The sequence below is a fragment of the Segatella copri genome (assembly GCF_024330485.1).
Taxonomy (GTDB): Bacteria; Bacteroidota; Bacteroidia; order Bacteroidales; family Bacteroidaceae; genus Prevotella; species Prevotella copri_L.
In genome coordinates this window covers 26,795-51,638 of record NZ_JANDWX010000019.1, presented here as the reverse complement: position 1 = coordinate 51,638, position 24,844 = coordinate 26,795, and the positions used below count along the sequence as shown (strand labels likewise).

General features: G+C 46.7%; 28 protein-coding genes and 1 pseudogene. 3 read left to right on the top strand and 26 right to left on the bottom strand.

The genetic code is table 11. From position 1 onward, the window contains the following. Positions 1-16: 16 nt before the first annotated feature. On the bottom strand, positions 17-841 hold the full coding sequence (locus NNC77_RS11010; RefSeq protein WP_254970912.1) for a TPM domain-containing protein: 825 nt from the start codon (positions 839-841) through the stop codon (positions 17-19). Between the two features lie 155 nt (positions 842-996). On the opposite strand from NNC77_RS11010, the pseudogene NNC77_RS11005 reads away from it, so the two are divergent. Further along, positions 997-1,293, top strand: a pseudogene (locus tag NNC77_RS11005) (HU family DNA-binding protein); the annotation flags it as partial. A 280-nt stretch (positions 1,294-1,573) separates the two neighbouring features. Then, positions 1,574-3,145 carry an Rne/Rng family ribonuclease gene (locus NNC77_RS11000; protein ID WP_117692278.1) on the top strand — a complete coding sequence of 524 codons (1,572 nt, stop codon included), beginning with the start codon at positions 1,574-1,576 and terminating at the stop codon, positions 3,143-3,145. 94 nt (positions 3,146-3,239) lie between these two features. Here NNC77_RS11000 and NNC77_RS10995 read toward each other — a convergent pair whose 3' ends face one another. Continuing rightward, the gene (locus NNC77_RS10995) at positions 3,240-5,327 is read right to left on the bottom strand and encodes a S9 family peptidase (protein WP_254970914.1); all 2,088 of its coding nucleotides are present in this window, start codon (positions 5,325-5,327) and stop codon (positions 3,240-3,242) included. 283 nt (positions 5,328-5,610) lie between these two features. Here NNC77_RS10995 and NNC77_RS10990 point away from each other — a divergent pair, with 283 nt between their 5' ends. Continuing rightward, entirely contained in the window at positions 5,611-6,777 is a 1,167-nt protein-coding gene (locus NNC77_RS10990; protein WP_254970916.1) for a site-specific integrase, read from the top strand. A gap of 260 nt (positions 6,778-7,037) precedes the next feature. Here the strand turns inward: NNC77_RS10990 and NNC77_RS10985 are convergent, their stop codons facing one another. The 24 genes from NNC77_RS10985 to NNC77_RS10870 all read right to left on the bottom strand — a co-directional run bounded on the left by NNC77_RS10985 (position 7,038) and on the right by NNC77_RS10870 (position 24,836). Beyond that, positions 7,038-7,295, bottom strand: a complete 258-nt coding sequence (locus tag NNC77_RS10985) for a hypothetical protein (protein ID WP_254970917.1) — start codon at positions 7,293-7,295, stop codon at positions 7,038-7,040. A gap of 51 nt (positions 7,296-7,346) precedes the next feature. Then, positions 7,347-7,556 (bottom strand): hypothetical protein, encoded by a 210-nt coding sequence (locus NNC77_RS10980; RefSeq protein ID WP_254970919.1) that lies wholly within the window; start codon positions 7,554-7,556, stop codon positions 7,347-7,349. Positions 7,557-7,839: 283 nt separating this feature from the next. Beyond that, positions 7,840-8,007: a hypothetical protein gene (locus NNC77_RS10975; RefSeq protein ID WP_153094088.1), complete on the bottom strand. Its 168-nt coding sequence runs from the start codon at positions 8,005-8,007 to the stop codon at positions 7,840-7,842. After that, on the bottom strand, positions 7,997-8,329 hold the full coding sequence (locus tag NNC77_RS10970) for a hypothetical protein (RefSeq protein ID WP_254970926.1): 333 nt from the start codon (positions 8,327-8,329) through the stop codon (positions 7,997-7,999). Before NNC77_RS10970 ends, NNC77_RS10975 begins: the two co-directional genes overlap by 11 nt. Continuing rightward, the gene (locus NNC77_RS10965; protein WP_254970927.1) at positions 8,326-8,793 is read right to left on the bottom strand and encodes an LPD11 domain-containing protein; all 468 of its coding nucleotides are present in this window, start codon (positions 8,791-8,793) and stop codon (positions 8,326-8,328) included. Before NNC77_RS10965 ends, NNC77_RS10970 begins: the two co-directional genes overlap by 4 nt. Before the next feature lie 65 nt (positions 8,794-8,858). Next, on the bottom strand, positions 8,859-9,107 hold the full coding sequence (locus NNC77_RS10960; protein WP_254970928.1) for a ribosomal large subunit pseudouridine synthase B: 249 nt from the start codon (positions 9,105-9,107) through the stop codon (positions 8,859-8,861). A 402-nt stretch (positions 9,108-9,509) separates the two neighbouring features. After that, on the bottom strand, positions 9,510-9,869 hold the full coding sequence (locus NNC77_RS10955; RefSeq protein WP_254970929.1) for a hypothetical protein: 360 nt from the start codon (positions 9,867-9,869) through the stop codon (positions 9,510-9,512). Between the two features lie 190 nt (positions 9,870-10,059). Beyond that, entirely contained in the window at positions 10,060-10,596 is a 537-nt protein-coding gene (locus tag NNC77_RS10950; RefSeq protein WP_254970930.1) for a glycoside hydrolase family 19 protein, read from the bottom strand. Then, on the bottom strand, positions 10,583-11,038 hold the full coding sequence (locus NNC77_RS10945) for a hypothetical protein (RefSeq protein WP_254970931.1): 456 nt from the start codon (positions 11,036-11,038) through the stop codon (positions 10,583-10,585). The genes NNC77_RS10950 and NNC77_RS10945 overlap by 14 nt, the downstream gene beginning before the upstream one ends. Before the next feature lie 21 nt (positions 11,039-11,059). Then, positions 11,060-11,545 carry a DUF7841 family protein gene (locus tag NNC77_RS10940; RefSeq protein WP_254970932.1) on the bottom strand — a complete coding sequence of 162 codons (486 nt, stop codon included), beginning with the start codon at positions 11,543-11,545 and terminating at the stop codon, positions 11,060-11,062. 11 nt (positions 11,546-11,556) lie between these two features. Continuing rightward, positions 11,557-12,027: a hypothetical protein gene (locus NNC77_RS10935; RefSeq protein WP_118139115.1), complete on the bottom strand. Its 471-nt coding sequence runs from the start codon at positions 12,025-12,027 to the stop codon at positions 11,557-11,559. 97 nt (positions 12,028-12,124) lie between these two features. Continuing rightward, on the bottom strand, positions 12,125-12,937 hold the full coding sequence (locus NNC77_RS10930; RefSeq protein WP_254970934.1) for a hypothetical protein: 813 nt from the start codon (positions 12,935-12,937) through the stop codon (positions 12,125-12,127). 148 nt (positions 12,938-13,085) lie between these two features. Continuing rightward, positions 13,086-13,289, bottom strand: coding sequence for a hypothetical protein (locus tag NNC77_RS10925; protein WP_254970935.1), 204 nt, complete (start codon positions 13,287-13,289; stop codon positions 13,086-13,088). Positions 13,290-13,436: 147 nt separating this feature from the next. Then, entirely contained in the window at positions 13,437-13,745 is a 309-nt protein-coding gene (locus NNC77_RS10920; RefSeq protein WP_254970937.1) for a hypothetical protein, read from the bottom strand. Between the two features lie 168 nt (positions 13,746-13,913). After that, entirely contained in the window at positions 13,914-14,315 is a 402-nt protein-coding gene (locus NNC77_RS10915; protein WP_254970939.1) for a hypothetical protein, read from the bottom strand. Between the two features lie 13 nt (positions 14,316-14,328). Continuing rightward, positions 14,329-15,546 carry a hypothetical protein gene (locus NNC77_RS10910; protein ID WP_254970940.1) on the bottom strand — a complete coding sequence of 406 codons (1,218 nt, stop codon included), beginning with the start codon at positions 15,544-15,546 and terminating at the stop codon, positions 14,329-14,331. 19 nt (positions 15,547-15,565) lie between these two features. Beyond that, complete coding sequence (locus NNC77_RS10905) at positions 15,566-16,045, bottom strand: hypothetical protein (protein WP_147350935.1); 480 nt, start codon at positions 16,043-16,045, stop codon at positions 15,566-15,568. 43 nt (positions 16,046-16,088) lie between these two features. Then, positions 16,089-16,655, bottom strand: a complete 567-nt coding sequence (locus NNC77_RS10900; RefSeq protein ID WP_254970942.1) for a DUF6712 family protein — start codon at positions 16,653-16,655, stop codon at positions 16,089-16,091. Positions 16,656-16,667: 12 nt separating this feature from the next. Beyond that, positions 16,668-17,846 (bottom strand): hypothetical protein, encoded by a 1,179-nt coding sequence (locus NNC77_RS10895; RefSeq protein WP_254970944.1) that lies wholly within the window; start codon positions 17,844-17,846, stop codon positions 16,668-16,670. Between the two features lie 30 nt (positions 17,847-17,876). After that, positions 17,877-18,467: a hypothetical protein gene (locus NNC77_RS10890; protein WP_254970947.1), complete on the bottom strand. Its 591-nt coding sequence runs from the start codon at positions 18,465-18,467 to the stop codon at positions 17,877-17,879. Between the two features lie 3 nt (positions 18,468-18,470). Beyond that, on the bottom strand, positions 18,471-19,061 hold the full coding sequence (locus NNC77_RS10885; protein ID WP_118191934.1) for a hypothetical protein: 591 nt from the start codon (positions 19,059-19,061) through the stop codon (positions 18,471-18,473). A gap of 95 nt (positions 19,062-19,156) precedes the next feature. Next, entirely contained in the window at positions 19,157-20,233 is a 1,077-nt protein-coding gene (locus NNC77_RS10880; protein ID WP_254970950.1) for a hypothetical protein, read from the bottom strand. Positions 20,234-20,266: 33 nt separating this feature from the next. Further along, a complete protein-coding gene (locus NNC77_RS10875; protein WP_254970952.1) occupies positions 20,267-21,532 on the bottom strand; it encodes a Clp protease ClpP in 1,266 nt (421 codons plus the stop codon). Positions 21,533-21,728: 196 nt separating this feature from the next. Beyond that, positions 21,729-24,836, bottom strand: a complete 3,108-nt coding sequence (locus NNC77_RS10870; RefSeq protein WP_254970954.1) for a phage tail tape measure protein — start codon at positions 24,834-24,836, stop codon at positions 21,729-21,731. Positions 24,837-24,844: the final 8 nt, after the last annotated feature.

The window sequence follows — 24,844 nt, the reverse complement described above, 5'->3', positions numbered from 1 at the left end:
TTAACTATCAAAGGCATCACCATCCTCCGCCAGAGCCACCTCCGCTAAAGGTACCTCCGCCAAAAGAACCGCCCGAGAAACCGCCGCCGGAAGAACCGCCACCTCCCATAAAGAAAGGAGGTATCCAGTCATCGTCGTTGTTTCTCCTACGAGACTGGTTTCTCTGATTGCTCTTCGGTCTTGGCTTCACAATGCCGAGCATCTCCAGAATATACCTGATAAACAGATAGATAGGAATACCGAAGAAGATAAGGAACAGGATAATGACCAGGAACCAGTCCTCTTCGTCATTAACCGAACCTTCATCAACATCCGCAATTCCCGTCCGTCCACTTTTCACCTTATTATATATAGCACGGCTCACAGATGCTACTGCCTCGCCCGGATTGCCTTCGCGCATATACTTCACGATGCAAGCCCGGGCAATATCATCGCAGTCCACATCGGTCAACTCCCCCTCCAGTCCACTTCCTGGAGCAATAAAGTACTTATGGTCCTCCACCGCGATGACGATAACCAGTCCTCTCCGGCTCTTCTTGTAACCGATACCATATTGGTTGCCCACATCCTGCGCCATCCGAAAGGCATCCTGGTTGTCAACCTTTCCCACAATGATGAGCACATTCTGTACGCCACACTCCAACTTCAGTTTCTGAAGATAGAAATTGGCAGAATCCTTCTGAGCCTTGTCAACATATCCATCCGGGTCGGAAACATATTGCGTAGAATCCCTGAGGAAAGGAATCGGTACATTTTTCGCCGTCCAGACCTCCCCAGCCATCAACGCCAATGCATGAAAGGCAACTATCATCAAAGCCAAAAAATATCTCTTAAATCTCATAATTTCTCTATTTTGGTGCAAAAATACGCAATAAAAACCTTATATGCAAATACTTAGAGCATTATTTTTGCAAAAAAAGCCTTAAGTATTTTGTTATATCATAAAAAACTTGTATCTTTGCACACCGAAATAAAGATTAACAAGTAAAATTAGTAAAAAATAAAGAAATGACCAAAGCAGATATCATTAATGAGGTAGCTATCGCTACTGGTATGCCTAAGAAAGAAGTAGGTACTGTAGTAGAGGCTTTTATGGAAGAGGTTAAGAAGTGCCTCATCGAAAAGAAGGACAATGTATACTTGCGTGGTTTCGGCAGCTTCAACATCAAGCATCGTGCTGCTAAGACTGCCCGTAACATCTCTAAGAATACAACCATCACCATTCCAGCTCACGACTTGCCAAGCTTCAAGCCATCAAAGAGCTTCATCGAGGAGATGCAGAACGCTCAGTAATACTGCTGGACAGGAAGAGAGAAATATCATTTTTTATAATAACAATATTTTAAAATTTTAAAATCATGCCAAACGGAAAGAAAAAGAAGGGCCACAAGATGGCTACTCACAAGCGTAAAAAAAGATTACGTAAGAACAGACATAAGAGCAAGTAAGCTAGCATTGTAGCTAGTCTACTATAGCTCTCGGTCAGTTCGTGACTGAGGGGGTGTGTCAGTTCTGATATGGAATGACATACCCTTTTTTTGTATTAATTTAAAGTTAAAAGATTATTGAAGATATGACAAGCGAAGTTGTAATTGATGTCCAACAGAAAGACATCTCTATCGCACTCATGGAGGACAAGCAGCTGGTGGAATACCAGAACGAACCTCGTGAGGCATCGTTCTCTGTGGGCAACATCTACATCGCAAAGGTAAAAAAACTGATGCCGGGTCTTAACGCCTGCTTCGTGGATGTAGGTTATGAACGCGACGCCTTTCTTCATTATCTTGACCTAGGAAGTCATTTTAATTCCTACCAGAAGTACCTTAAACAAGTACAGAGCGACAGAAAGAAACTTTTCCCATTCTCTAAAGCCAGCAAAATGCCTGAATTGGAAAAGGACGGCAGCATACAGAATGTACTCAAAGCAGGACAGGAAGTGCTGGTGCAAATCGTAAAGGAACCAATCTCTACCAAGGGACCTCGACTCACAGGCGAAATCTCATTCGCGGGCCGATACCTGGTACTCATGCCATTCGGTGATAAAGTTTCTGTCTCGTCGAAAATTAAAAGCGGTGAAGAACGCTCCCGACTCAAACAACTCATTCACAGCATCAAACCAAAGAATTGCGGTGTTATCGTCCGCACTGTGGCTGAGGGTAAGAAGGTCGCTGAGCTCGATGCTGAGCTGAAAGTCCTGGTGAAGCGATGGGAGGATGCTATCGCCAAGGTACAGAAGACCCAGCAGCGCCCGCAACTTGCATTCGAGGAGACCGGAAGAGCCGTTGCTCTCTTGCGTGACTTGTTTAACCCATCTTACGAGAACATCTACGTGAACAACGAAGATGTAATGAACGAGGTGAAGAACTATGTTTCTCTAATAGCCCCTGAAAAGGCGGGCATAGTTAAGCTCTACACCGGTAAGGTGCCTATCTTCGACAATTTCAGCATTACCAAGCAGATTAAAGCTGGCTTTGGTCGTGTTGTTAACTACAAGCACGGTGCTTATCTCATCATCGAGCACACCGAGGCCTTGCACGTTGTCGATGTAAACAGTGGTAACAGAACTCGTGAGAAAGGTCAGGAAGCAAATGCACTGGATGTTAACCTCGGCGCTGCTGATGAGTTGGCTAGACAATTGCGCCTCCGAGATATGGGAGGTATCATTGTTGTCGACTTCATCGATATGAATCTTGCCGAAGACCGACAGTTGCTCTATGAGCGCATGTGTAAGAACATGCAGAAGGACCGTGCCAAGCACAACATCCTGCCATTGAGCAAGTTCGGACTGATGCAGATTACACGCCAGCGTGTACGTCCGGCTATGGATGTGAATGTAGATGAAACCTGCCCTACCTGTTTCGGTACGGGCAAGATCAAGTCTAGCATCCTCTTTACCGACCAGTTGGAAAGAAAAATCGACCGCCTAGTCAACAAGATTGGCGTCAAGAAATTCACTTTGTATGTGAATCCTTACGTGGCTGCCTTCATCAACAAGGGCTTCATTTCCCTGAAGCGCAGATGGCAGTTTAAGTATGGTTTCGGCTTCAATGTGATTCCTTCACAGAAACTGGCATTCCTCCAGTACGAATTCTACGACAAGGACAACCAGTATCTGGACATGCAGGAAGAACAGGAAACAAAGTAAGTTTTTAATTATCAGAAAAAAGCTCCATTCGCATCTGATTGCGAATGGAGCTTTTTTATTTTGTTTTTCTACACCTTATTATATATAGGGCATTTTAGTACTCTATCTCATTATTCACCATCTTCTCTGTATCCCAAGGTGCAGGAGCACCACCGAGATAACGATGGAACCAGTCGAGGTGCGCGTTGTAATAGAGCGGCATCGACTTCAGGTTGCTTGGCCAATGACCATCATACTTCAAGACTATCAGTCGCGAAGGAATGTTCAGGGTCTGCAAGGCTGTGAAATACTGCAAACTCTGGGTATACGGTACACGATAGTCCAGCTCGCCCGTCATCACGAGGGTTGGTGTTGAGAAGTTCTTGATGTATGAGGATGGCGACCACTTCTCGTAGAGATCGGAATTATAAGGCTGTCCCTCTAACTCAAAGTTAGGAAACCATACTTCCTCAGTACTGCCCCACATAGAGCGCAAGTCATATACGCCCATCATGGAAGCCAGACACTTGAACCGCTTGGTATGTCCCTGCAGCCAGTTCATCATGTAACCGCCATACGACCATCCCATCGCTCCCATCCTGGTAGAATCAACATATTCCAGAGTTGCCAATTTATCGGTAACCTTCATCACATCCTCAAATACCTTTCCGCCCCAGTCGCCAGAAATGGCACGGGTGAAAGCCTGACCATATCCCGTAGAACCGTGAGGATTAGGATAAGCCACCACATAACCGGCAGCAGGATAAACCTGCCAGTCGCCACGGAAGGAATTCATCCACTGCATCTGTGGTCCGCCATGCACATTGATGATAAGCGGATATTTCTTGCTGGCATCAAAGTTGTGTGGCTTCACGATGAATACCTGTACCTTGTCGCCACCAGCACCCTCTACCCAGATACTCTCAGATGGACGGATATCCACTTCATCCTCCAACTTCTGGTTGAGGAAGGTAATCTGCTGTTCCTTGCCGCTGGCTACAGGAGTTCCATTCCACTTTTTCATCTGCTGGCGATAGAGAGCCGATGGCTTGCCTGTCGTGCTATAGGTATAATATACCATACCTTTATTGTCGAAATCAAACTCCGAGATGGCCTTGCCCGTCAATACCGGCGAGATGGTTTTTCTGGCTATATCGAGCTTGTAGAGCGGCTCAGCGCCCTGTACCTGACCGAGGAAGAAGATACTCTTGCTGTCGGGAGCCCATTTGTAATCATCTACCCAGTTGTCAAACTTCTCTGTTAGGACGGTAGACTTCTTTGCAGCCCGGTCGTAGATAGCAAGACGGAAGCGATCAGACTCATAACCAGGCACTTGCTGCAAGCGGTAAGCGATATACTTGCCGTCAGGCGAATAGGCTGGAGTACCATCCCAAGCCTTGTTCTCCTTCGTGATGCAGACCGGTTCTCCCCCATTCACAGATACCGTCCACAGGTCGGCATTGGTGCTAGCCTCCTGATGCTCATCATGATTGGATACGAAACAGATCTCCTTGCTGTCAGGAGAGAATTGATAGGTGATTCCACCCCCAACCACGAATATCAGCGAATAATTGCCCGGAGTCAGATCCTTGTAAGTCTTCGTCTGTGTATCGAAAAGGATAAGGTGATTGCATCTGCCATCATTATAGCTCGTCCAATGACGGTAGAGCAACTTGTCGGCGATATGCGCCTGTACAGGTCCCTGCTCCTTTTTCTCCATCCGGGCCTTGTTAGCCTTGGCATCAGCTCCCAGGTCGGGATATACTTCTTCGGTAAAGGCAATGTATCGCTCATCCGGAGAGATGACAGGACTACCGATACCCAACTCATAATCAGTTACCTGTTCCGTCTCGCAGGTAGTCAGATCCATGCGAAAGATCTGAGCCGTCCCTTTCTCATAATTAGTAAAGAAGATACTCTTTCCATCCTTGCTCCATACGGCAGAACTGCTCTTTCCATCCTCGGTAAGAGCCTTGGTGTGAGAGCCATCCGCATTCATGATGTAGATGTCGGAGCCAGACTTCTGGTTCTTCAGGTCAGAAGAACTGGCGGTATAGCAAACCGTCTTACCATCAGGCGAAAGGCTCACCGAAGATACGCCCTTCACCCTGTACAAATCCTCGATGGTAACCGCCCTTTTCTGAGCGTTTGCCGAAAGCAGCGTCATCACGAGTGCTGCCGAAAACATCAATCTCTTGTTCATATAACCTATAAATATTTATTTTTCAGATGCAAAAGTAACAATTATTTTTGGATTTTCTGCAACCTTTTCACTACTTTTATCGTCTAAGCTATAAATAACATTGATAATAACATAAAAAAGAAAGGAAAAGACAATGATTTTAAGTACAACTTTACTGGTTTTCCCAGTATTTAAAGGGGTTCTTTGATACTCTGATAACTTGAAAATGCCGCAATCATGCACCATGTTGCACAATTGCGGCTCTTAACGCTTAAAATAAACTGAATAAATACTGCACGGAATTATGGCAACACTTAGACTATATTTAGATACGAGGGTAAAAAGGCAGGATGGTACGTTCTCCATCCGGCTTGCTGTCAACCACCATGGTGGGACTGCCTTCATATCCCTCAATCAATACTGCAAAAAGGATGAATGGGATAAAAGGGCTTGCAAGGTGCGCAAGCGTCCGGATCGTGATGCTATCAACGATTTTCTTCTTGACCGTCTGAATTTCTATAATAGAATGATGATGAAGGCGCAATGCAGGGAAACATACCGTGGCGATATTACGGCTAGGGAACTCCGGGACTTAATCATGCTTGAAGCCGAGCCTGCAAGGGAAAAGGTCGCCTTGCTTCGTGATGGCTTCATTGCCTACGAGGGCAGGAATCTGAAAGAGAACACGATAAACAGATATAAATATACTTGGGCAAAGATTGAAGCTTTCCTTGGGAAGGAAAAAGCGGCTCTGCTTACATACGATGAGATTAACCGCTCTTGGCTTGAAGATTTCGATGCGTTCATGGCAAAGGAAGGCTTGTCGAGGAATACAAGAGCCAGCAGGATGCTCTGTGTCGCTGCTGTCTTCAACTTGGCGATTGATAATGAGCAGACGAAAAACTACCCTTTCCGCAGGTACAGTCTCCGGCTTGAGACAACGAAAAAGCGAGATTTGTCTGTTGAGGAAATCCGCTCTATCTTCGAAGCTGGTGGTGATGAGCTGGTCGACATGTTCCTGCTGATGTTCCTGCTGATTGGTATCAATGTGAGTGACTTGTTCGCCTTGACAAAGGAGAATATCGTCCGTGGTAGATTGGAATACGACCGGGCTAAGACTGGCAGGCATTACTCCATCCTTCTTCATCCAGAAGCTCTCCGAATCATCGAGAAGTACAAAGGGGAAAAGAAGCTGCTTCGTTTCTCGGAGCATTTCAGAAACGTTGATGTTGCAACGGTCATGATTAATAAGAAACTCGCAAAGGTGCGCCCAGGGCTTACTACGTACTACGCTCGCCATACGTGGGCATCCATTGCCTTCAACATTGGTATACAAAAGGACGTGGTGTCGCTTGCGCTGGGTCATTCGTTCGGTGTCCGGGTAACTGATACCTACATCAATGCAGACCTATCGAGAGTAGATGAAGCAAACCGCAGGGTTATTGATTACGTGCTATACAACAAAAAATAGCCTTATTTCTTGCGGATTTGCCGCAGAAACGGCTCAAATTGTTTTCTGGGAAGTTCTACGTGCTTACCACGTAAGCGGCTCAGAACGCAAATTTCGGGGTAAATCGAAAGAAAGAGCACAAAAACATATATAGAATGCAGGTGGTCGGGCTGTTTGCGGAACAAAAAAAAAGGACTGGCTTTCGTCAGTCCCTTTTTATATGATTTATAAACGCTTCGTATCTATTGACTTGACCGTAATGTCGATGGCTTAAAACGTTATTAATTGATATGTTCGTCAATACACTGGTCGTATATGGCTCTCTCTAAAGTCCAATCCTTCTTGGGGTATTCTCCCCATCCTGCTCCGCAGCCGTTATCAACATACCAGAGTTCATCGTCCTCTTTGACAGTTGCAACATGATAACCATTCAGGGGCGAGAAGAAGGCATCTTGATTGTGGTCATAACATACATCAAAAGTTCCGTCTTCGTTATCACTATATCGATAACCTGTCTTAATCAACTCTTCTTCTAACATATTTTTCCGCTTAACCGTGATGCGTAGGGCTTAAATGTTACTAATTTATAATTACTCTTCAACCTTATAATAAAGCTTCAATGGAGCGTCACCATCGCATTTAACGGTGAGGATGCGATGCTCACATACAATCTCTGCCAATTCCTTAGCTTCTTCAACACTCATATCCATATCATAAGCGAGACCATCAGGATTTGAAATGTACTCTTTAGCAATCTCCATAGCCTCTGTCTTAGTGCGAGGGAAAGTATTAATCTTCATAACTCATTGGCTTAACCGTGTTGCCTAGGGCTTAAATTACTGAATGTTTAATGTGCTTATCTCCTAAACACGATGCAAAGATATTAATATTTTTCGGTTCCACCAAATTTTCAAACGATTTTCTTTTTATTTTATTGTTATTTTAATGTTATTTTACATTTACGGCTTAAAATGGGCAAAAAAATACCCCAGCGGTGAAAAGTCGAGCCGCTGGGGTAATAAGTGGAGACCACTTTAAACATTCAGTGATGCAAAGGTACGCTTTTCATTTGAAACCACCAAATTATTTGCCAAAAAATTTCTTTCTCAACAAATCATTGATGAATCGTGACTTGTTGGGCAATGCGTTGAGGAAAGGCAGCAGGTCGTTGTCTATCTGTATTCCAACTAGCTTGACCGTTGCGCCAGCACCCTTCTTCGTTCTCTTGATGTTTCTTCTATTATTCTCCATATCCGCAATTTTTTACTGGTTCTCCGTTTACTCGCAATAGGTTGCGCTGCTCGACACTGCACTTCTTCGGGTACTTGCGTGGAGTGCCATCCTTCTTGCAGGTCTTGCCTTTATATACCAGGCAAGGCAAGGAGGTGTATTCGTAGCCTCTATGTGAAATATCCCAGCCTTCGACCCTTATCGTATCGAAGCAGTCGCTGATATAATCGCCAACCTTAACCGGGTTGTGCTCCGTGGCAAATTCCTTTGCCAGCATTCTTCTTTCATTCTCTGCCTTCACCTTGATTCTGTGCAGGGCTTCTCTGTACTCTTGTTCTGTCATTGTCTTCTGTCTTTTTTAAATTGCCTATCTAACTTTGTTTTCATTCGGTTCATCTTGTGCTCAAGCCTGCCAATCTGCTTGTAGCTTAGCCAGTCGGGTTTGATGTTCAATGCAAGCCAATACTGGCGCATTTCCTTGCAATGCCGGGCGATGCTCGGGAAATAGAGGTGTCGCTCGTATGGGTTGCGAAGGAAGTACTTGCAATCGGATAGCATTCGGGATAGCATCATGTATTTATGCTTTTGCCCTTCTCCGAGACTTACAAGCCTTCCGTTGTCCCCGATCCACAGCATTGCGCCCTCTCCCTTCCAATTAAAGTCGAAAGCCTTGCTTACCGGATAATAATAGCCATCGAGCACCGTACCTTCCTTTAGGTCTCGCCCAATCTCTCGCAGGCATGTTCTTCCCCAGCTGGTCGTTACCTCGACCACTGCTTGTGCTGGTATCTTGTCGTATTCCTTCATATCTTACCAAATTTAAATTTCTCGTTCCGTGATGTAATACTTGTATGTCACTCCACCCATCTTGATTACTTAGCATACAATGTAACTACAAGTCCACGTCTCAAAGCGCAACGGCAAGCGTCCATACCAGCCTTCAATGCTCGCTTGATAAACTTATTGAAGAGTTCTGCACCGATGAGCTTCAAGATACCGCTTACACCTACGAGTGTGTTTATCTTCTTGCCATCCTCTGTGCGTACGAATACCTTGATGCGGAAGTTTGAGTTGATAAACTTTGTAGTGAACTCTAAAATGTTTGAATTTGACTTTTTCATTTTCTTTGGCTTAACCGTGTTGCCTAGGGCTTAAATTACTGAATGTTTAATGTGCTTATCTCCTAAACACGATGCAAAGATATTAATATTTTTCGGTTCTACCAAAACTTTTCCCGAAAGATATTAATATTTTAACTTTTATTGGCTGTTTATGTCGTAAGCACGGCTATTTTCGGTCGTTTTCGGTACGTTTTAGGCTGTTTTCAGTACGCTTTTGGCTGTTTTCGGTACGCTTTCCACGCTCTATATAATAATAACCTGCACGCATTAGCTAGAATGAATATAATCTAACTCTCATAACCCCTACCCCTTTTCTCTCAATGAAAAGTGTTCTTTGCAAAAAAATGGGCAGAAAAACGCTCTCCTGCGCTCCCTGCCCTTTTAAAGATATTATGATTGAACCTATTGAACTCTCTTCTTGATGCGCTCCTTTATCCAGCAAACCGCAAAGATTGCCAGGAATAGCAATACGCAATCTCCAGCGAATAATCTTATCTTGTGCCATGTGCTCGCTGGCTTCTCTACCTCCTTGGTCTTGTATCGGTTAACGTAATATTTGACCTTTACGGTGTCAGTCACGAATTTGTAAATGTCGCCCACGATGGTGTCCGTCTTGGTCGTTGTTCTCCATCTGGTGGTCGTAAGGTTGTGCCACCGCTCTTTGATTATGGTGTCGCCCTTGATATAGACCAGCACGCTGTCCTGCTTGATTACGCTGTCCTGCTGCCGGGTGTCCTGCCAGTGGATCTGCCGATGGCTCACACTGTCACGTCTTAAACTGGTGTGTGCGCTATCGCGATAAACAGTGTTATTTGCGGCTGTTTTTGCGCAGGAACAGCCCAAAATCAAAAGTGGGGTAATTATAAGCATGGCGAGAAATAACGCCACAGAACGCAAATTTCGCCCTTTTCTTGAATTTTCCATACTTTAAAATGTTTGATTGATGTGTTTATTATACAAGCACCTCGATTTTCAAGGATTCCTTGGCTCGCTTCAAATACTTCTCGCAGGCTGCCAGTCCATTATAGCCTCCGTTTATCTTCCTGCGGATAGCCTTCAAGTTGTCTTGGTCTGCCAACTCATTGCAGCCGAAGGTGTCGAATACCCACATCGAGGATTTCGTTGCTCCCAGAGGACGCTCCAGGAGTTCGGGACTGCCCACAACATCGAAGCCGCAATAATTGGCATACTTCCTGTAGTTGGCTCGCCCGGTAATCTGTATCAATCCTCTGCCCTTGTACTTCACGCCATCGCCCTGCTGGGTGTTGCCTAGGTCTTTCCTGCCCTCGTAGGCTCTGCCGCTTGCCAGTTCCTTGGTGTACCTCAACTCTCCGCTTTCGTGGGCAATCTGTGCGAGATAGTGCGCCATTCGCAAAGGAGTATTGATGCGGAAATGCTCTGCCCATCCGTTGATGATTGGAAGATAGGTGTCTGCCCTGCTGCCTGCATTCGGCATTACCTTTATAAGTTGCTCCCTAGTTATCCTCATTGTCTCCTCCTTTCTTCCGCTCTTCTTTCATTATCTCGACAACCGCCTTCGCAATTTCGTCCTTGTTCTCAAGGATCACCTGCATCGTGCGGTCTTGCTTGCGTATCTCAGCCTTCTCGTATGCCTTCTCCCGGATGCTCTTAAATTCGCAAAGAAGCAGATACACCGTCCAGGCAATGGCGAACAAAGGGAAGGGAGAGATAATGCACGTAGCCACGTCCATAAGCGAAGCAATACCGAATGTCGGGAAATACTTCTTCGCCTTGTCGCACGTCTTCTTTAGTCCAGTTGACGTTCTTGCAATATGCAGTTCCTTCGCCTTCTGTATGCCTGCTATCAAGTCAATTGTCATCGCTATCAGAATCGTAGCGAAACAGATAAAAATTACTAGGGCGCACAAATAAAGGTGGTGCACCTGAAAATCGTGAAATACTTCGCTCATATCAATTTATTTTTTTTTGGTTTATTCCAATTTCTCCCAGTCGATGGTAACGCCCTTTCCGATGATGTCTGCCGTCCACCTGCAGAATGCCATACCCTCGTATCCGTCCGGATCACTGGCTACGGCAATAGCATACTGTACGCAGTCGCTCTCGGTCTTGATTACCTTTGGATAGAAGTCCGCATAAGCCATATTTGTCAAATAGAGAATATCCCCGATGGTTGCGCCCTTGGAGATTATCTCGTTGTTTGTTGCCAGCCGGATTTCGTCTACCGTCCAACGGTGGCTCGTTCCGTCTACGTTCTTCATCTGCTCGCTTGCCTTGATTGCTAGCTGCTTCGTGAAGTGGTAGCCGTGCTTGGCAACGTATGCCACATATCCGCTGGCTCCCATGAGTGCCTTTGCTGCCTTCTCGTATGGCAAGCCGTGGATGATGTCGCTCTCTTGGTGCTGGTGTCGCTCTTCCTCGCTGTCGCAAGAATGGCGCAAAACGATGATTTTCTTCATTGTGCGCCCTCCTATCCTAGTTTGTCGAGTAATTGCTTAACCATGCCACGAATGCCGCTTATATCGCCCTCAAGTGCCTTGAAACGCTTTTCGGTTTCCTGCTTCTCCTTGATTGCCGGGTTCAAAGCTGCAAGAAGTTCCTCGCCTTTGGCTTTCCGCTCCTTGCTTGGCTCGTATGCCTTGATTATCTCATCGGCTTCATTTACCAACTTGCCTACTTCGGGCAAAAGGTCTGCCTTATCGGTTGCCAGTACGGTTTCGCCTGCAAAGGTAACTCCGAGGTGTTCGGGTATGGTGTAGATGGTCTGCTTTCCCTCCACCTCGATTGTTACGTCTCGCATTGGCTGTCCGCTGCTGGAAATGGTTGCGATGCCAGTGTTGATGTGCGGCTGGTTGTCTACGACCTTGCCTTCCTTAACTTCCACCGTCTGCTTGTCTAGCAGATAGACCGGGTGATTTCTCTGTATATTCTTAAATTCCATAATGCGCTCTTTTTTAATAGTTCGATAAATAGACAAAAAGGGGTCTCACTGATAGAACAGCGAGTTGCCCCTTGATAGATTTTGTTCAGACCGCCAGCTACGCTCCAGTGGTGGTTGTGGTGGTCTTCAGCTGCTGGATAATGAAACCAGTCTGCTCTCTGCGCTTGCTGTCCTCCAGCTGGATGCGAAGGTCTTGCTCCCAGTGGTTGTTGAGAACGTCAACGATGCGCTGGGTGTTGTCCTTGCCCGAGTTCTTCAAGTCGCAAACGACCGTCTGGATGAGGTTGCCGAGGTTACTGAAACCTCGCTCCAGCCCAGTATTGGTGTAGCAGAACCCCTGCTGCATTGCGTTGATGATGTCCTTCTGCCCCAACTGGTTCTCGTAGCCCATACGGTTGATGTTCTGCTGGGTGGTGCAGCAACAGTCCTTCAACTGCTGGATGATGTTGAGGTTTCCAAGGTTCGCTGCGTTGATTACTCGCTCTGCGCTGAAACCAACCTTGCCGCCTACATTTTGGATTGCTGCCTGCACGCCACAGACTGCATTCTGCAGCTGGTTCATATCGCAGTTAAGGTTCTGCGCCAGCTGACCAAGAGCAACGTTGTTGCCCTTCACTGCGTCCATCAGGAGTGCCGTATTATTGCCGTCCTGCATCTGTGTGCGAAGGCTCGCAATCTGATTCTGCAATTCCGTGTCCTGCAAATTGCCGCCACGGTTATTCCAGTCTCGCATCCAAGCCATCATCATCATATAGGCAAACGGGTTATTCATCCAGTTGCCCATACCACCGTTCATTGCTGCCAGCATAGTCGCTGGATCATTGTCTCTACCTCTAGCGAGCAACGCTGCTGCTAGGTTGTCATTGCCACCGTCCCCAGTGCAATAGACTTTTTCAATTGTGTCTGCCATAAAATTTTGAGTTAATTATGTCGTGGAAGCCAAATATTGGAATCCGCTGCAAAGTTACTCTGATTTTCGGCTCGCTCCAAAAAGTTAGTGCAGGGGTATTTATCGAATTATTGTCAAAGAACGCTTTTGGTTATTTTCTTTTTGTTTCTTAAATGCAAATCGGCTCTACGTCCTTGTTTAGAAGGGTCGCTTGTGCCGTGGCAAGTCGATAAACTCGAGACGTACTGATATAGGTGTAAGACATCTTGCTCAGATGTCTCACTGCTGAAACGGTGCGGTTCAGAACGGTCTCAATGGTCGTTATGCTGAATCCTGCGTGTATCATCTGCTCAACGACCATACATCTTGCCATTACGAGATTTTCAGCTCTAGACTTGCCGAGAACGTCTTCTCTCGTAATGCTCAACTCTCCGTTCTGAAGTTCAATAGCACAACACTTGATTACGTTGTCTATAACTCGCCATAGTTCTTTCTCCTTGTCATTCATAAATAAAATGTTTTAATCGTTTCCCAACATCGAATCTATCATGCCGTCAATGGCTTCATCGGTCATGCCGTTCTTAATAGTAGGGTCTGCGCCAATTGACTTCATCATCATAGCTACCCAGGGGTTGTCACTCTCCAGCGTGGATTGTATCTGTTCCTTGTATGCTTCGTGAAGTTCGCCCGATTCCTTGTATTCCAAAAGAACCGTGCGCAAGGCTTTCACCGCGTAGTTATCCATCAGCAAGGGATTGTCCCTTGCCGATGATAATTTAGTAAGAAGCACAGCCAGTGCTTCATGTAATTGCTTCTTATTCTTCTTCATATATCTATTTTTTAAGTTTCTAAAGTCAGCGACTTAGAGTTCAAGTTTACCACCACAAGCATATCTTCTTGAGGTCTTAGTAACTCCTGCTTTAGGAGTTACCGGTTTTGCTCTACCAGTACTTTTTCTCATAATAGTGTATTTTAAAATTTTAAAATTATTTTAGTTTTACTTGTTTTGAACAAACTCTGCAACAACAAGTTTATCATCATCCATCTTAATTAAGCGTGCATAGGTATTGTAATCCGTTTTCAAAAAGCCAATATTAGCAATATCTGGACCATGTGATGTTCCTTGCATTTGATACATGTAACTAATATTGCCGTTATTGCAATAAGTGTAACTTTCAAGCACTTCTCCTGCAAAGACTACCTCCAGGATGCCTCCTTTTGATGCCTTTTGAAACCAATCATATACGTTGATATTACCTGAGCGATTAACATTAACAATTTGATGATTTGTAACAAATGGAATGTTTGAATTTTGAGAACTCTCAACAATAGCTGTACCAAAACTTGCTTTTATTTTCGTCCAAAGATGGTTTAGTCCATTTTTATCTAAGAAATTCATATAAACCCCCTTTCTAATTTAATGCATCAATTACCGATATTGAGATTGCGCTGTCCGCAGTTGCACCATCAGCTATGTAATCTAATTTATTCTTGTCTCTTATGGACATTAAGCCTGACATATTAGATGCAGCCTCTTCAAGTACTATTTCTACACTTTTAACATTATCACCTAGAGTATTAAACAATATAATCTGCTTTTGTATCAGTCCCTGTGGTGTATTAGCGATAGCCCTTTTGTCTAGTCTAATTGAACTAAAGTCAACTGTCTCCATCTTTTTAGCATAAGGTGACAAGTCATAGGTGGTGTTTGTGTCAGTCCACGGAACATTAACATAAGCCTTACCGCTTCCATCTAGCAGGACGGCATAATTACGACCGCTTGTACCATAACCTATAAGAATACCACCCAACACCGATGCACTGGCAGTAGGCAGGGTGTAATTGTTTGCACCATCCGCAATGCCATCTAGCTTAGCCTTATCGGAGGCTCTCATGAAGCCGTTTTGACCAGGATAAGGTCTTCCCCCAGTAGTTCTGGGTTCAGCAAGAGGTACATCCGCTACTTTCACACTCCCATCACCTAGTGTATATACAAGATTTCGAGATGCAGTGTCTGAAGTTTGAGACCCATCGGATTCTACACCTCTGAAAACCACATTTTTTACCGCTTCCGTCTTTTTGGCGTAAGGCGTTAAATCGACCTTCACGGCGTGAGTACCGATTTTTTCCCACGCACCATTGGTATAGTAATACTCTTGATACACATCGTTGGCATCGCTTCCGTCCTTAACGATGTATATCTTGTTACTCTCGCCCGATGAAGGAAGGCTGGTTACCAACTTGAACAAAGATGTATCGAGGTTGCCAAGTTGTGCGAGCGGGATTCTTCCGTTGGCATCAAGTCCACAAATGCCGTTGGCTGCATTAATAGTCTTGGTAGAGCCATCGGCGATAAGGATCTGCGAAGAAGTTCCGGATTTTAGGTGTATTTTACTTAATAGCAAATCCCCATATTGAAGACGGGCAACCATATCTGTTTCGTCACCAATAGTATTATAAGAGACGAAGCCTGATGGCGTAAGAGTTGTAGTTGCAGAGCCTCTATTATTGACTGACAGTCCAGAATTATCGTCATCCGTATTAATTACACTTGCTCCTTTAGTGTTGACGAACGAAGCTTTAATCTTCTCCCAGAAATAGGCTAAGCCTATTGCGTCTAAAAATTGCATAATCTATTGTTTTAAATTGTTATTTACTAGTAATATCTGTTATCTGTTCCTCCGTGATTGCTGGAGGGAAGTCCTTCGTCACGATGTCGGTCACTTTGTTTGCGATATCCTTGTATATATCCGTGCCGAGTTTTTTTGCTGTCACGCTGCCGTCTCTGATGTTTCCAGTTGATATACAGTCCTCGGTCAGATGGTCGTGTTTGACCGCTCCCGGTTGTATTTTATCTGAGGTCACACAATTGGATGCTAGGTGTCTGTTCTTTACAGAGCCATCGGCAAGCTTCGCTGCCGTTATCGCCCCATCAGCAATTTGCGCTTCCGTTATTGTTATCTTGGCGAGTTCACTCTTGATAATCCTAACGACCGCATCGTTCTCCAGTTTATCGTCCATCATGGCAAGCATCCTGCTTAACTCGACAACGATGTCGTAAATTTCCGTGCCGACACGCACCGCTGTGTTTTCTCCAACCTGCGTTGCATCTCGTATCAGCTCTGCCATACGGAGCATTTTTTGAATATCCTCGTTCATGTCTTATGTGCTTTTAGTTGCCTATTGCGTGAATGTGTGCCCTTGTTCCTCGCTGTGCCTTCACTTCTCCTTTCGAGGTGAATGCCTTGAGATATTCGAGTGCATCTGATAAATATCTTTCTGCCATGTCCATGATGTCGTTGTATTGCTTGTTGTTCGACAAATCTTGAACATGGTCTGAATAATCGTCTCTGTGGCGCATTCCACCTGCTCGGCTTATAATTGTGCCATCGGCACGAAAAAGCCTCGCATACGTGAAATAAGCGAGTGCTTTGCGTATTCCGCTGGTGTACTTCTGCACCTTGGTTTCTTCTTGGCTGCAATCGCCCTCCTTCTTGGTGGTGTATTCGCCACCGTCCAGGAATACCGCAGGCTGGAAATCGGGCAATACTGAATCGCCCCACTCTCCCTGCTCGGTCGCTGCCTTGAACCGCTCATACCCGATGGCTGGTATGATGTTCGCATCTTCGCATTCCCGAATGTATGCGTTCACATCATCCTCATCTAGGTGTGTGCTGGTCGGTCGTGCCAGTTTTCGGAACTGATCAACCGTGATAAGTTGTTTTCTCTGTTCTCCCATAGGCTCAATCAATTAGTCTATCGTGTTGTTCCCTGCCACCTCGCTGCTGATATACTTTAGCGGCTGTAGCTTGGGGTCTAGGTTCTGAATGGCTGGGTCGTGCCAATTCTTGAAAATCTTCTTGAAGGCTCGCTCGATGAAACGCTGCTCGGTTGTCACTTCGCCAGCATAGTATTCGTAAGCGTCCTGCATAACTTGTCCGCTGAATCCCAGCTTGCCAATACGGATGGAGTAGAAGAGTTCTTGGTGAAACTGGGCATAGATGCGTTCGATAACGCTGCTGTCGGTCACGGAAAACTCCTTGTCGAAGTTCTTCGTTGGGAAAGCAACAACCTTCGGCTCGTCTTCCTCGTTCTCAACCTCGACCGCGAGAATCTTCGCTGTGTTCTCGTCCCCTTGGAACTGCAAAAGGTCTTCATCGGAAATCATCTGTCCGCTCTCCACCTCTTCGCCATTCTCATCGAACTTCGGAACGCCTTTTTTTGTTACAAGCATACACGATACGAGGAAGTTATTGCGGACGTTTCGCATCTTCACGTTTCCCAGTCCCTCATCGGTCGAAATCTCCGTGATGGCTGAATCGTAGCTGGCTGTCGGATAGATGAACTTTCCGTCTAGGCTCATCCACAGAACCTGCCCCTTGTAGCTGTCGATGCCTCCTGCGTTTTCAATCTGTTTAAGGACGATGTCGGGGTCGGGGTTGAAGACGTTGATGCGCTCAATAGTCTTCTCGTTTACCATCAACCGCTTTCCGTTCCTCGTTTTCTTCTGCTCCCAGTCTGGATGCAGCAAGACGTGCGCCACGCTCCCCTTGTCGTCCGTCTCTTCAAGGCGGCAATTTTCAAAGGGTACGTGGCTCACGCTCGACACCTGCCCTAGAACGTTGTAGTTTACATGAAGGGCAAAGCCTCCAAAGCGTGCGAGGTCTTGCGCTACGTTCCGGAGCAAATCGTCTGCCGTGTCCCCTTGTGGGTTCATCGCCAACGCTGCTAGAATGTCGCTATCAAAGCCGTAGCCCTCAATGAATCGGGCATATCGGTTAAGGCACAGCATTGCCGTACCGCTGGCTTCAGTGATGCGTGCGAGGTTCTGCGGATAAAGATTATCATATCCGTATGCCTGCATCTTGAATCGGCTGACGTAGCCAATATCGACTCTTCGCTTTGGCTTCTTAACTGTCTTAACGTTCATACTGCTTGTGTCGTTTTACTTGTTGTTTTGTTACTCTTCCTTGCCTGCTTTCTCGGCTTGGTCGAGGTCTTTCTTCTTGTCGCTGCCTGCTGCTTTTTCGGCAGGATCTTTCCCTGCGGTATCATCTGCACCGCTGTCGCTGTCTGCTGGCGGCTGCTTGTTCTCGCTGTCTGCTGGCGGCTGCTTGTTCTCGCTGTCTGCTGGCGGCTGCTTGTTCTCGCTGTCTGCTGGCGGCTGCTTGTTCTCGATGAGTTCATCGCTGGGTATCTTTTGGAAGTAGCTTTCCATGTGTGGGTACTTCGTCAGATATTCGTGCGCTACCTTGTCGGTCAGGTTCTCGTTCGTGAAAATCTTACCATGGTAGAAGTCCGGGCAGGAAATGATAAAACCTGCCTTCATTGCGTAATTACATGTTTTTGGCATTGCCTTTTCTTTTTTGAGTTTTAGATAAATTTCGATTAAAGCATCGTGGTAACACTGCTGGCAGGTTGTCGGAACAAAACGCTTGCGTGTTACCTCGAAATATAGAGTTTCTATAACTGCCTTGTCAGTTGCATCAAAGGGACTGTCGAAACGTGCCTTCAACTCCCCGACCTTGGCTGTTGCTTCCTTGTATGTCATAGGCTACGCTGCTGCTTCCGTCAGAAGGCTCTGATACTTGGCTGCTGTTGTCTCGCTGTCGGTGTCAAAGAAGAAGTAAGCTGCCTTTGGTACGCTCTCCTCTTCCAGCGTGATAAGCCAGCCGCCCTCGGTATCGTCTGAGTACTTGTCGTTCTCGCCTGCGCTTGCCTTCAGTGCCTGCGCATATCCGAATACCTGATACTCTGCCTTTCCTTCCGCTCCCTTAGAGAGGTTGCGAAGGATGATAACGAACTTTCCATTCGCCAGTCCGTCAATGATATTGGCGCAAACGTCAGGTGTGTTAGCCAATACCACGACTGCTACGGTGTTCTTCCAGCTGTTGCGGTACGTGCCAACGGTCAGCTCGGTCTTGGTTCCAGTGAATGGCTTGCTGCCTTCCTGCCGGATAGCGTATGCTTTCTTGCCAGTCTTCAAAACTAATGTTTTAATTATATTGCCCGCTACAACGGACTTGGTGAAGTCGATGTCGTCTCGGTTGATGATAAGTCCATCGCCCTCCAGTCCCTTTGTTACCTGGTCTTCGCAAGGGATGATGATGTCCTGGGCGATAAGGCTCTCGCAAGTTGTTGCCATATTAATTCGTTTTTAATTGTTATATCCCCAACACCGTTTTGTGGGTGTTGAGGATTGTCAAAATAACTTAATACTAAACTGAAAATTTGGAGCGATTAGTAAGCTGCATGGATCATGTCCTCTTCGAGGAGAGCCGTGCCAATCTTTCCGGTAGCGTAGAGATAGTTCCTGCGCTCCTTCTTGTCGAACCAGATGTCGAGGTCGCTGATGAGATTGTCTGCGTCTGTACCAATCATAAGATGCTTAGGGTTGCAGAATACCGCACGGTGTGGAAGGTTGACTGTCGTTGCGCCCTTCTCGTATGCTTTAATCATTCTGTCCCAGATGCCGACACGTGCAATCTTCACTCCGTTGTAGGTCGCTACTTCGAAGCCATCGAACAACTTCTCCCATGGCATAATGTCGTGGTAGGTCTTCTTGAGGTCGTAGGTCAATGCGTCAGCAAGCGAGCGTGTCATGAGCAATACGGCATCGCTGTCGTCAACGATACGTGTGTCTGCATCCATCAAAATGGTGTCTACAAGTGTAGTAGCCGCACCACTCTTGCGCAATGCAGAAATCTGCAATGCTGCCGTGGTCTCGCTGTTGGCTGCGATGGTGGTATGGTTCTTTGTCGCTGTGGCTGTAAAGATGCGCTTGAACAGACCATCGCAGACGTTGAAATTACTGACATCTAAGCCTGCCGTCAGCTTGCCGCCACCGCCACCTTCTTCACTTGCCAGTGTTGCTTCCTTGTCGCCAAGCCAGCCGAAACGCCAAATCATCTGCTCCATGGCTCGCTGGAGTGCATCTGCATAGATTGCCATAAAGTCGGTGCTGGTGAGGTCGCCAATGGCTGTACCAGTCTTCAGTGAGTACTCTCCGATGGTTCCCTTTATTGCCTCGTAGCAAATCTTGACTGGGATTTCCCACTGTCCGAATTCCCAACGCTTCTGGGAGTTGGCGATACCCTTCTCCTCATAGGTAGGGTCGCAACCGCCACCCTTCTTACCTACCATTTCCATCTCTCCGAGAAGAGCGATAGGGTCTTTCTCTTTGACCTTCTGAATGTTCACGAATGAAGAAAAGTCTTCATCGTTGTAGAAGGTTTCCTGCACGGCATCCTTGATGCTTGCGAGGTTTTCTGGCTCGAGTTTAAGGTTCTCGAGCTGCTGTTTTGTAAATCCTGCCATTATTTTCTTTTGATTTAATGGGTTAATACTTGGTTACTTCTTGCCCTTTTTGTGGAGCTTGGCAAGTCTCTCCTTGATGGCATTCTTGCCTTCCTCGACTGGGTTCACGTTGTCGCCTGCGCCCTTGCCGCTTGGCTGTCGCTGCGCTGGCTGGTAGTGGCTGCTGTAGCCTGCCAACACCTTCTCAGCACCGCCTGCCATCTTCACGGCATTCAGGATGCGCATGTCTTCCTTGCTCTTTGCGAGTTTCTGTGCGCCTGCCAGCTGTGCCTTGGTGTCGTTCAACTGCTGCTTGAGTGCTGCAACCTGCTGTTTCAACTTGGCTACGGTTTCGTTGTCGGTGCTTGATGCGCTGCCGCCCTCACCGCCTTCATTGCCTTCACCGCCTTCATTGCCTGCGGTCTGAATGTCGGTAATTACACCGTCCTCGACAACAATTGTCTTACCGTCCGGCATTTCAAACGTTCCGTCCGGACTTGCCTTGTCGCCAACTTGTGGATCTCCCTCTTCACGCTCAACGGTCAGAACTTGACCGTCCGATGTGTTGAGTTCCATCGCCTTTGGCTCTGCCTTGGCTTGTGGCTCTTCCACCACCTGCTCTGCTTCCTCCAGTGTCTTCACGCCCAACTTGGCGAGAATCTTGTCGAGGAGAGAAGCCTTTACTTCTGTCTTTTTCTCCATTGCTTTTGGATTTTGTTGTTTTGAATTAATAAAATTTTCTATGTTGCGTTTCGATGCGCTTGCGCTGAGTGGTACAATGGTGCTGCTGATAAGACCTAGGCGCAAAGCCTCGCTGGTGTTGATGAAGATGTCCTTATCCATCAAGGCTTGTATCTCTTCCCTATCGCACTCGCACCGCTCTACGTATGCGTCCACCATCATATCCTGCCACATCTGCAATTCCTCGCTCTGGTTTTTCAAGTCCTTTGCGTTCAGCTGGTCGCCTAAAAGGTAGCCAGGAACATATGGGTTGTGCAGGAGGAAGGCAGCGTTCTCGTATGCCTTGCGGTTCTCCTTTGGTGCTGCAAGCATGATGATTGTTGCCATGGATGCTGCCTTGCCCTCAACGGTGCAGGAAATCTTCTTTCCGCTCTGTCGCAGTCGGTCGTAAATCGCCCAGCCTTCAATCACAGAGCCGCCATTGCAGAAGATGCGCATATCGATTGAATCATCGTCTTTCGGTATGCTTGCTGCAAAAGCATCTATATCCTGAAAACATACGCAGTCGCCTCCCCACCATTGATACCAGAACTTGTTGTCTTGGCTGTCGATGTCGTTGTATATTCTGAGTTTTGCCATTGAATCGGTATTTTTAAGTTTTAAAACGCTGCAAAGATACGATATTTTTCAATATGTTTATCTCGTAAGCAGTTAATTTTTCTAAACAAGCCCAAATTTTGCGCTCTAAGCGGCTTTTGTTGCCTTGGGTGTGTAACTTTATCACCTTTAATCAAAAACCGCTCAGAACGCAAATCTTGATTAAATAACAGCAACCTTAGATCCTGCCGATATTCTCTATCGTCTGCACTCTCCGCTGGGTTCTGTTTATCTCCTCCACGCTCACTACTGGCTGTGGAGCCATCTGATATCCTCTTGCTACAGCTGCCGCCAGCATATCCATGCCGATGTTGCTGCCTCCGTTGTTTGCTACGATAGGAACGCCACCGCCTAGCTGGTTGAATGCGGATAATATAGGGCTGAACATCGATGTCGCCTTGGCGGTCATTACGCTCTCGCCATTTGAGAGCCTTGCCGGGATGCTGTCGCTGGTTCCAGTGCCCGAGCCTTGGACGTAGCCACCAGTGGAGAAACCCTTGACGAGTGCTTTTGCGCCCGCAAACGCAGCCTTGATAAGTACCATCAACGCAGCTGCACTCGCAACACCTCCCCACGACTTGCTCGCAATCTCCTTGGCGAGAATTTGAGCGTAGTATGCGTTAACTGCTATTTCAATAGCGTCAAGTATTGATGTCAGCATCGATTTGAGGAATGAGTGCAGCGATTTATCCTCGCTCTCGAAGAACTCGGACAGACCGTCTCCCATGGTCTGTATCATGTCGCTCATCATTTTCAGTTGCTCTTCCTGCAAAGCTGCCTTTTTCTTGTTGGCTTCCTCTTGCTCCTTGACTTCGGAATCGCTCAAATCCTTCTGCAGCTGCTCCTGCACGGCTGCATAGTCCTTGTAGGCGTCCATCTTGCTCTGAAGGAAAGCCTTGTATCTCTCAAGCTTGGCTGTATCGTCTTCCTCTCCAGTGCCACCGTTCATGATGTCCGCATCCCTTCGCTTCTTCTCTGCGTCCTCGAACTCCTTGTTGAGTTCGTCCACAATCTCCTTTGCTTTATTCTTCAAGTCCGCTTTCGCCTTAATCATGATGTCGAGAAGTTTAGCCTGCATTTCTTGCGCCTTTTCCGCTCCTATCTCACCAGCCGCCACGTATGCGTCAATGCTCCTCGCTACCATGTTCTTCTCAAGCTGTTCGAGGTCGTTGTTGTACTCTCGCTCGTTGTCGTACATGCCTGCGAGGTATCGCTTCTTTGCGTCCATTACTTGATCGTTGTACTGATACTGTATAAGCGCAATCGCTTCCTGCAATTCCTTTTCCTGCTTCTTCCTGCGCTCTGCCTCTGCCTTTGCCGCCTTGTCGGCTGCTGCCTTCTCCTTCTTGGTCTTAGGGGGAGTGCTGGCTATATTAGTGCCGTCCTTGAGCTTTGTATTGTCGGTTGTGGCGGTCGCCATGGATGGCGCATCTGCGCTGACTGGTATCTTGATGTTAGCATGGTTAAAAGTATTCTTCATGCCACCCACGATAGCATCAGCCATTCCGCTGCCGAATTTCTTCAAGTCTCCCCAAGCCTCCTTCACGGTATTGCCAAGACCCGAAAAGACGGAGTTAAAGCCATCTCGCATCTTCTTCACGTCAAAGGAGAAAAAGCCCTCAAACATCTGCAACAGTCCCCTCACTGGTCTTGCAACAAGCTTAATGGCATCTATGATGATGTTGAAGGCAGCCAAGGCTACCTGCCAGACAGACTTAAACGCAAAGCCTATCAACTGAATCAATCCCCTAAATGCCACGCTTTGGTTATAAAGGTTGATGATTGCCCTCAATAGTTTCGTTAGATGGTTGCTCACGAATGTTGACGCCTGAGCCTTCATCATTTCGAAGCCGCCACCAGTAACGTCAAAGAGTGCACTTGCGGTATCCTTCAAACGCTTGTTGGCTTCCACCTGCTTTTCCTGAGCCTTGGCAACATCACTGGATTGTTCCTTGACCTTATCCATGTTCATCTCAATGTCTCCGAGGGTCTCGATGTACTTTAGACCTGCATCCTCGCCAGGACCTCCAAATATATCTGCGATGGCTTTTCCTACCTTGGCTGAAGAAGCAGGGTACTCCTTTAGCTTGTTTCCGACCTCCTGCATGATGTCAAATGTGGTCTTGCTACCGTTTTGCAGTTCTTTCTGAACTTTCTCGCTTGATATACCTATGCCATCCAATGCGGCTGCTGTTGCGGTGGTCATCTCTCGAAGTCTAAGATTACCCTCCTTGATGGTGTCAAGACCCTTATCAGAGAATATTCCCTGCTTGGTGGCGTTGGTTGATATAGCCACGAATTGCTCAGCATTCAATCCAGCTTCCTTTAGGTACGTTGGGTATTCCTTCACGTTCTCTAGGAATTCATCACTAGCATTCGCACCAGCCACAAAGCCATCTTGCAAGAGCTTTAGCGATTCTGATACACTGATGCCAAACTGCTTGCTCATTACATTTGCGGATTGCAAGGTTTCGCCAAAATCAACAGAAAACGTCTCGCTGATTGCCAAGGCTTGATTTCTCACTGATTTCATTTCGTCACCGAAAAGCCCAGTGAACTGCATGGTCTTGCGTGTGGCTTCCTCTATGCCCTTGTTGTAGTCATAGAACCATTTGAAAGCCATTCCGACACCAGCCACACCTACCATGGCGAGGAAATAAGGGTTGGTCAATAAGGAAAGAGCCGTATTTTTCAACGCACCAAACTTTACCTTTAGGTCTTCCACGGACTTTCCCATTTCCATAACCTTTCCGATTCCAGTATCATCAACAACATCAAAACCGAAAAACTCGGTGTTCTGCAGGTCGTCAGCCGCCTTCATCATTGAATCGTAATAGCTGCCGACACTGCGCTGAAATCTTCCAGTAGCCTCCTCAGCCTCTTTCAGCTCCTCTATCAAGTCTTGGATATGCTCCTGCATCTCCTGACCCTTGGAACTATCACGCTCGGCACGGCTCATCTCATCGTAAGCCTTGGTGGCATTGGAAAGCTGGGCACGCAGCTGCTTCAAGCTGCCTTCCTGCTCGTTCTCTGTGCGCACGTTGTTCTGGATCTCCTTCCGCAAGGTGCGCACGTTGTACTGATACTCCTTGATGGTTGCGTTGATGGCTTCCGTCTGCACCTTCATCTCGTTGGTCGTGATGGTCTTGTCTTTCTCCTGCTGCTGCAAGTCCTTGATGCTTGCCTTTAGCTGGTCTATCTTCTCTTTGTATCTGATGATGCCATAGATTGCATCCTCGTACTTGACCTTGATGTCAAGAATCTGCTGTCTGTCTTCACTTACCATAGTTCTTT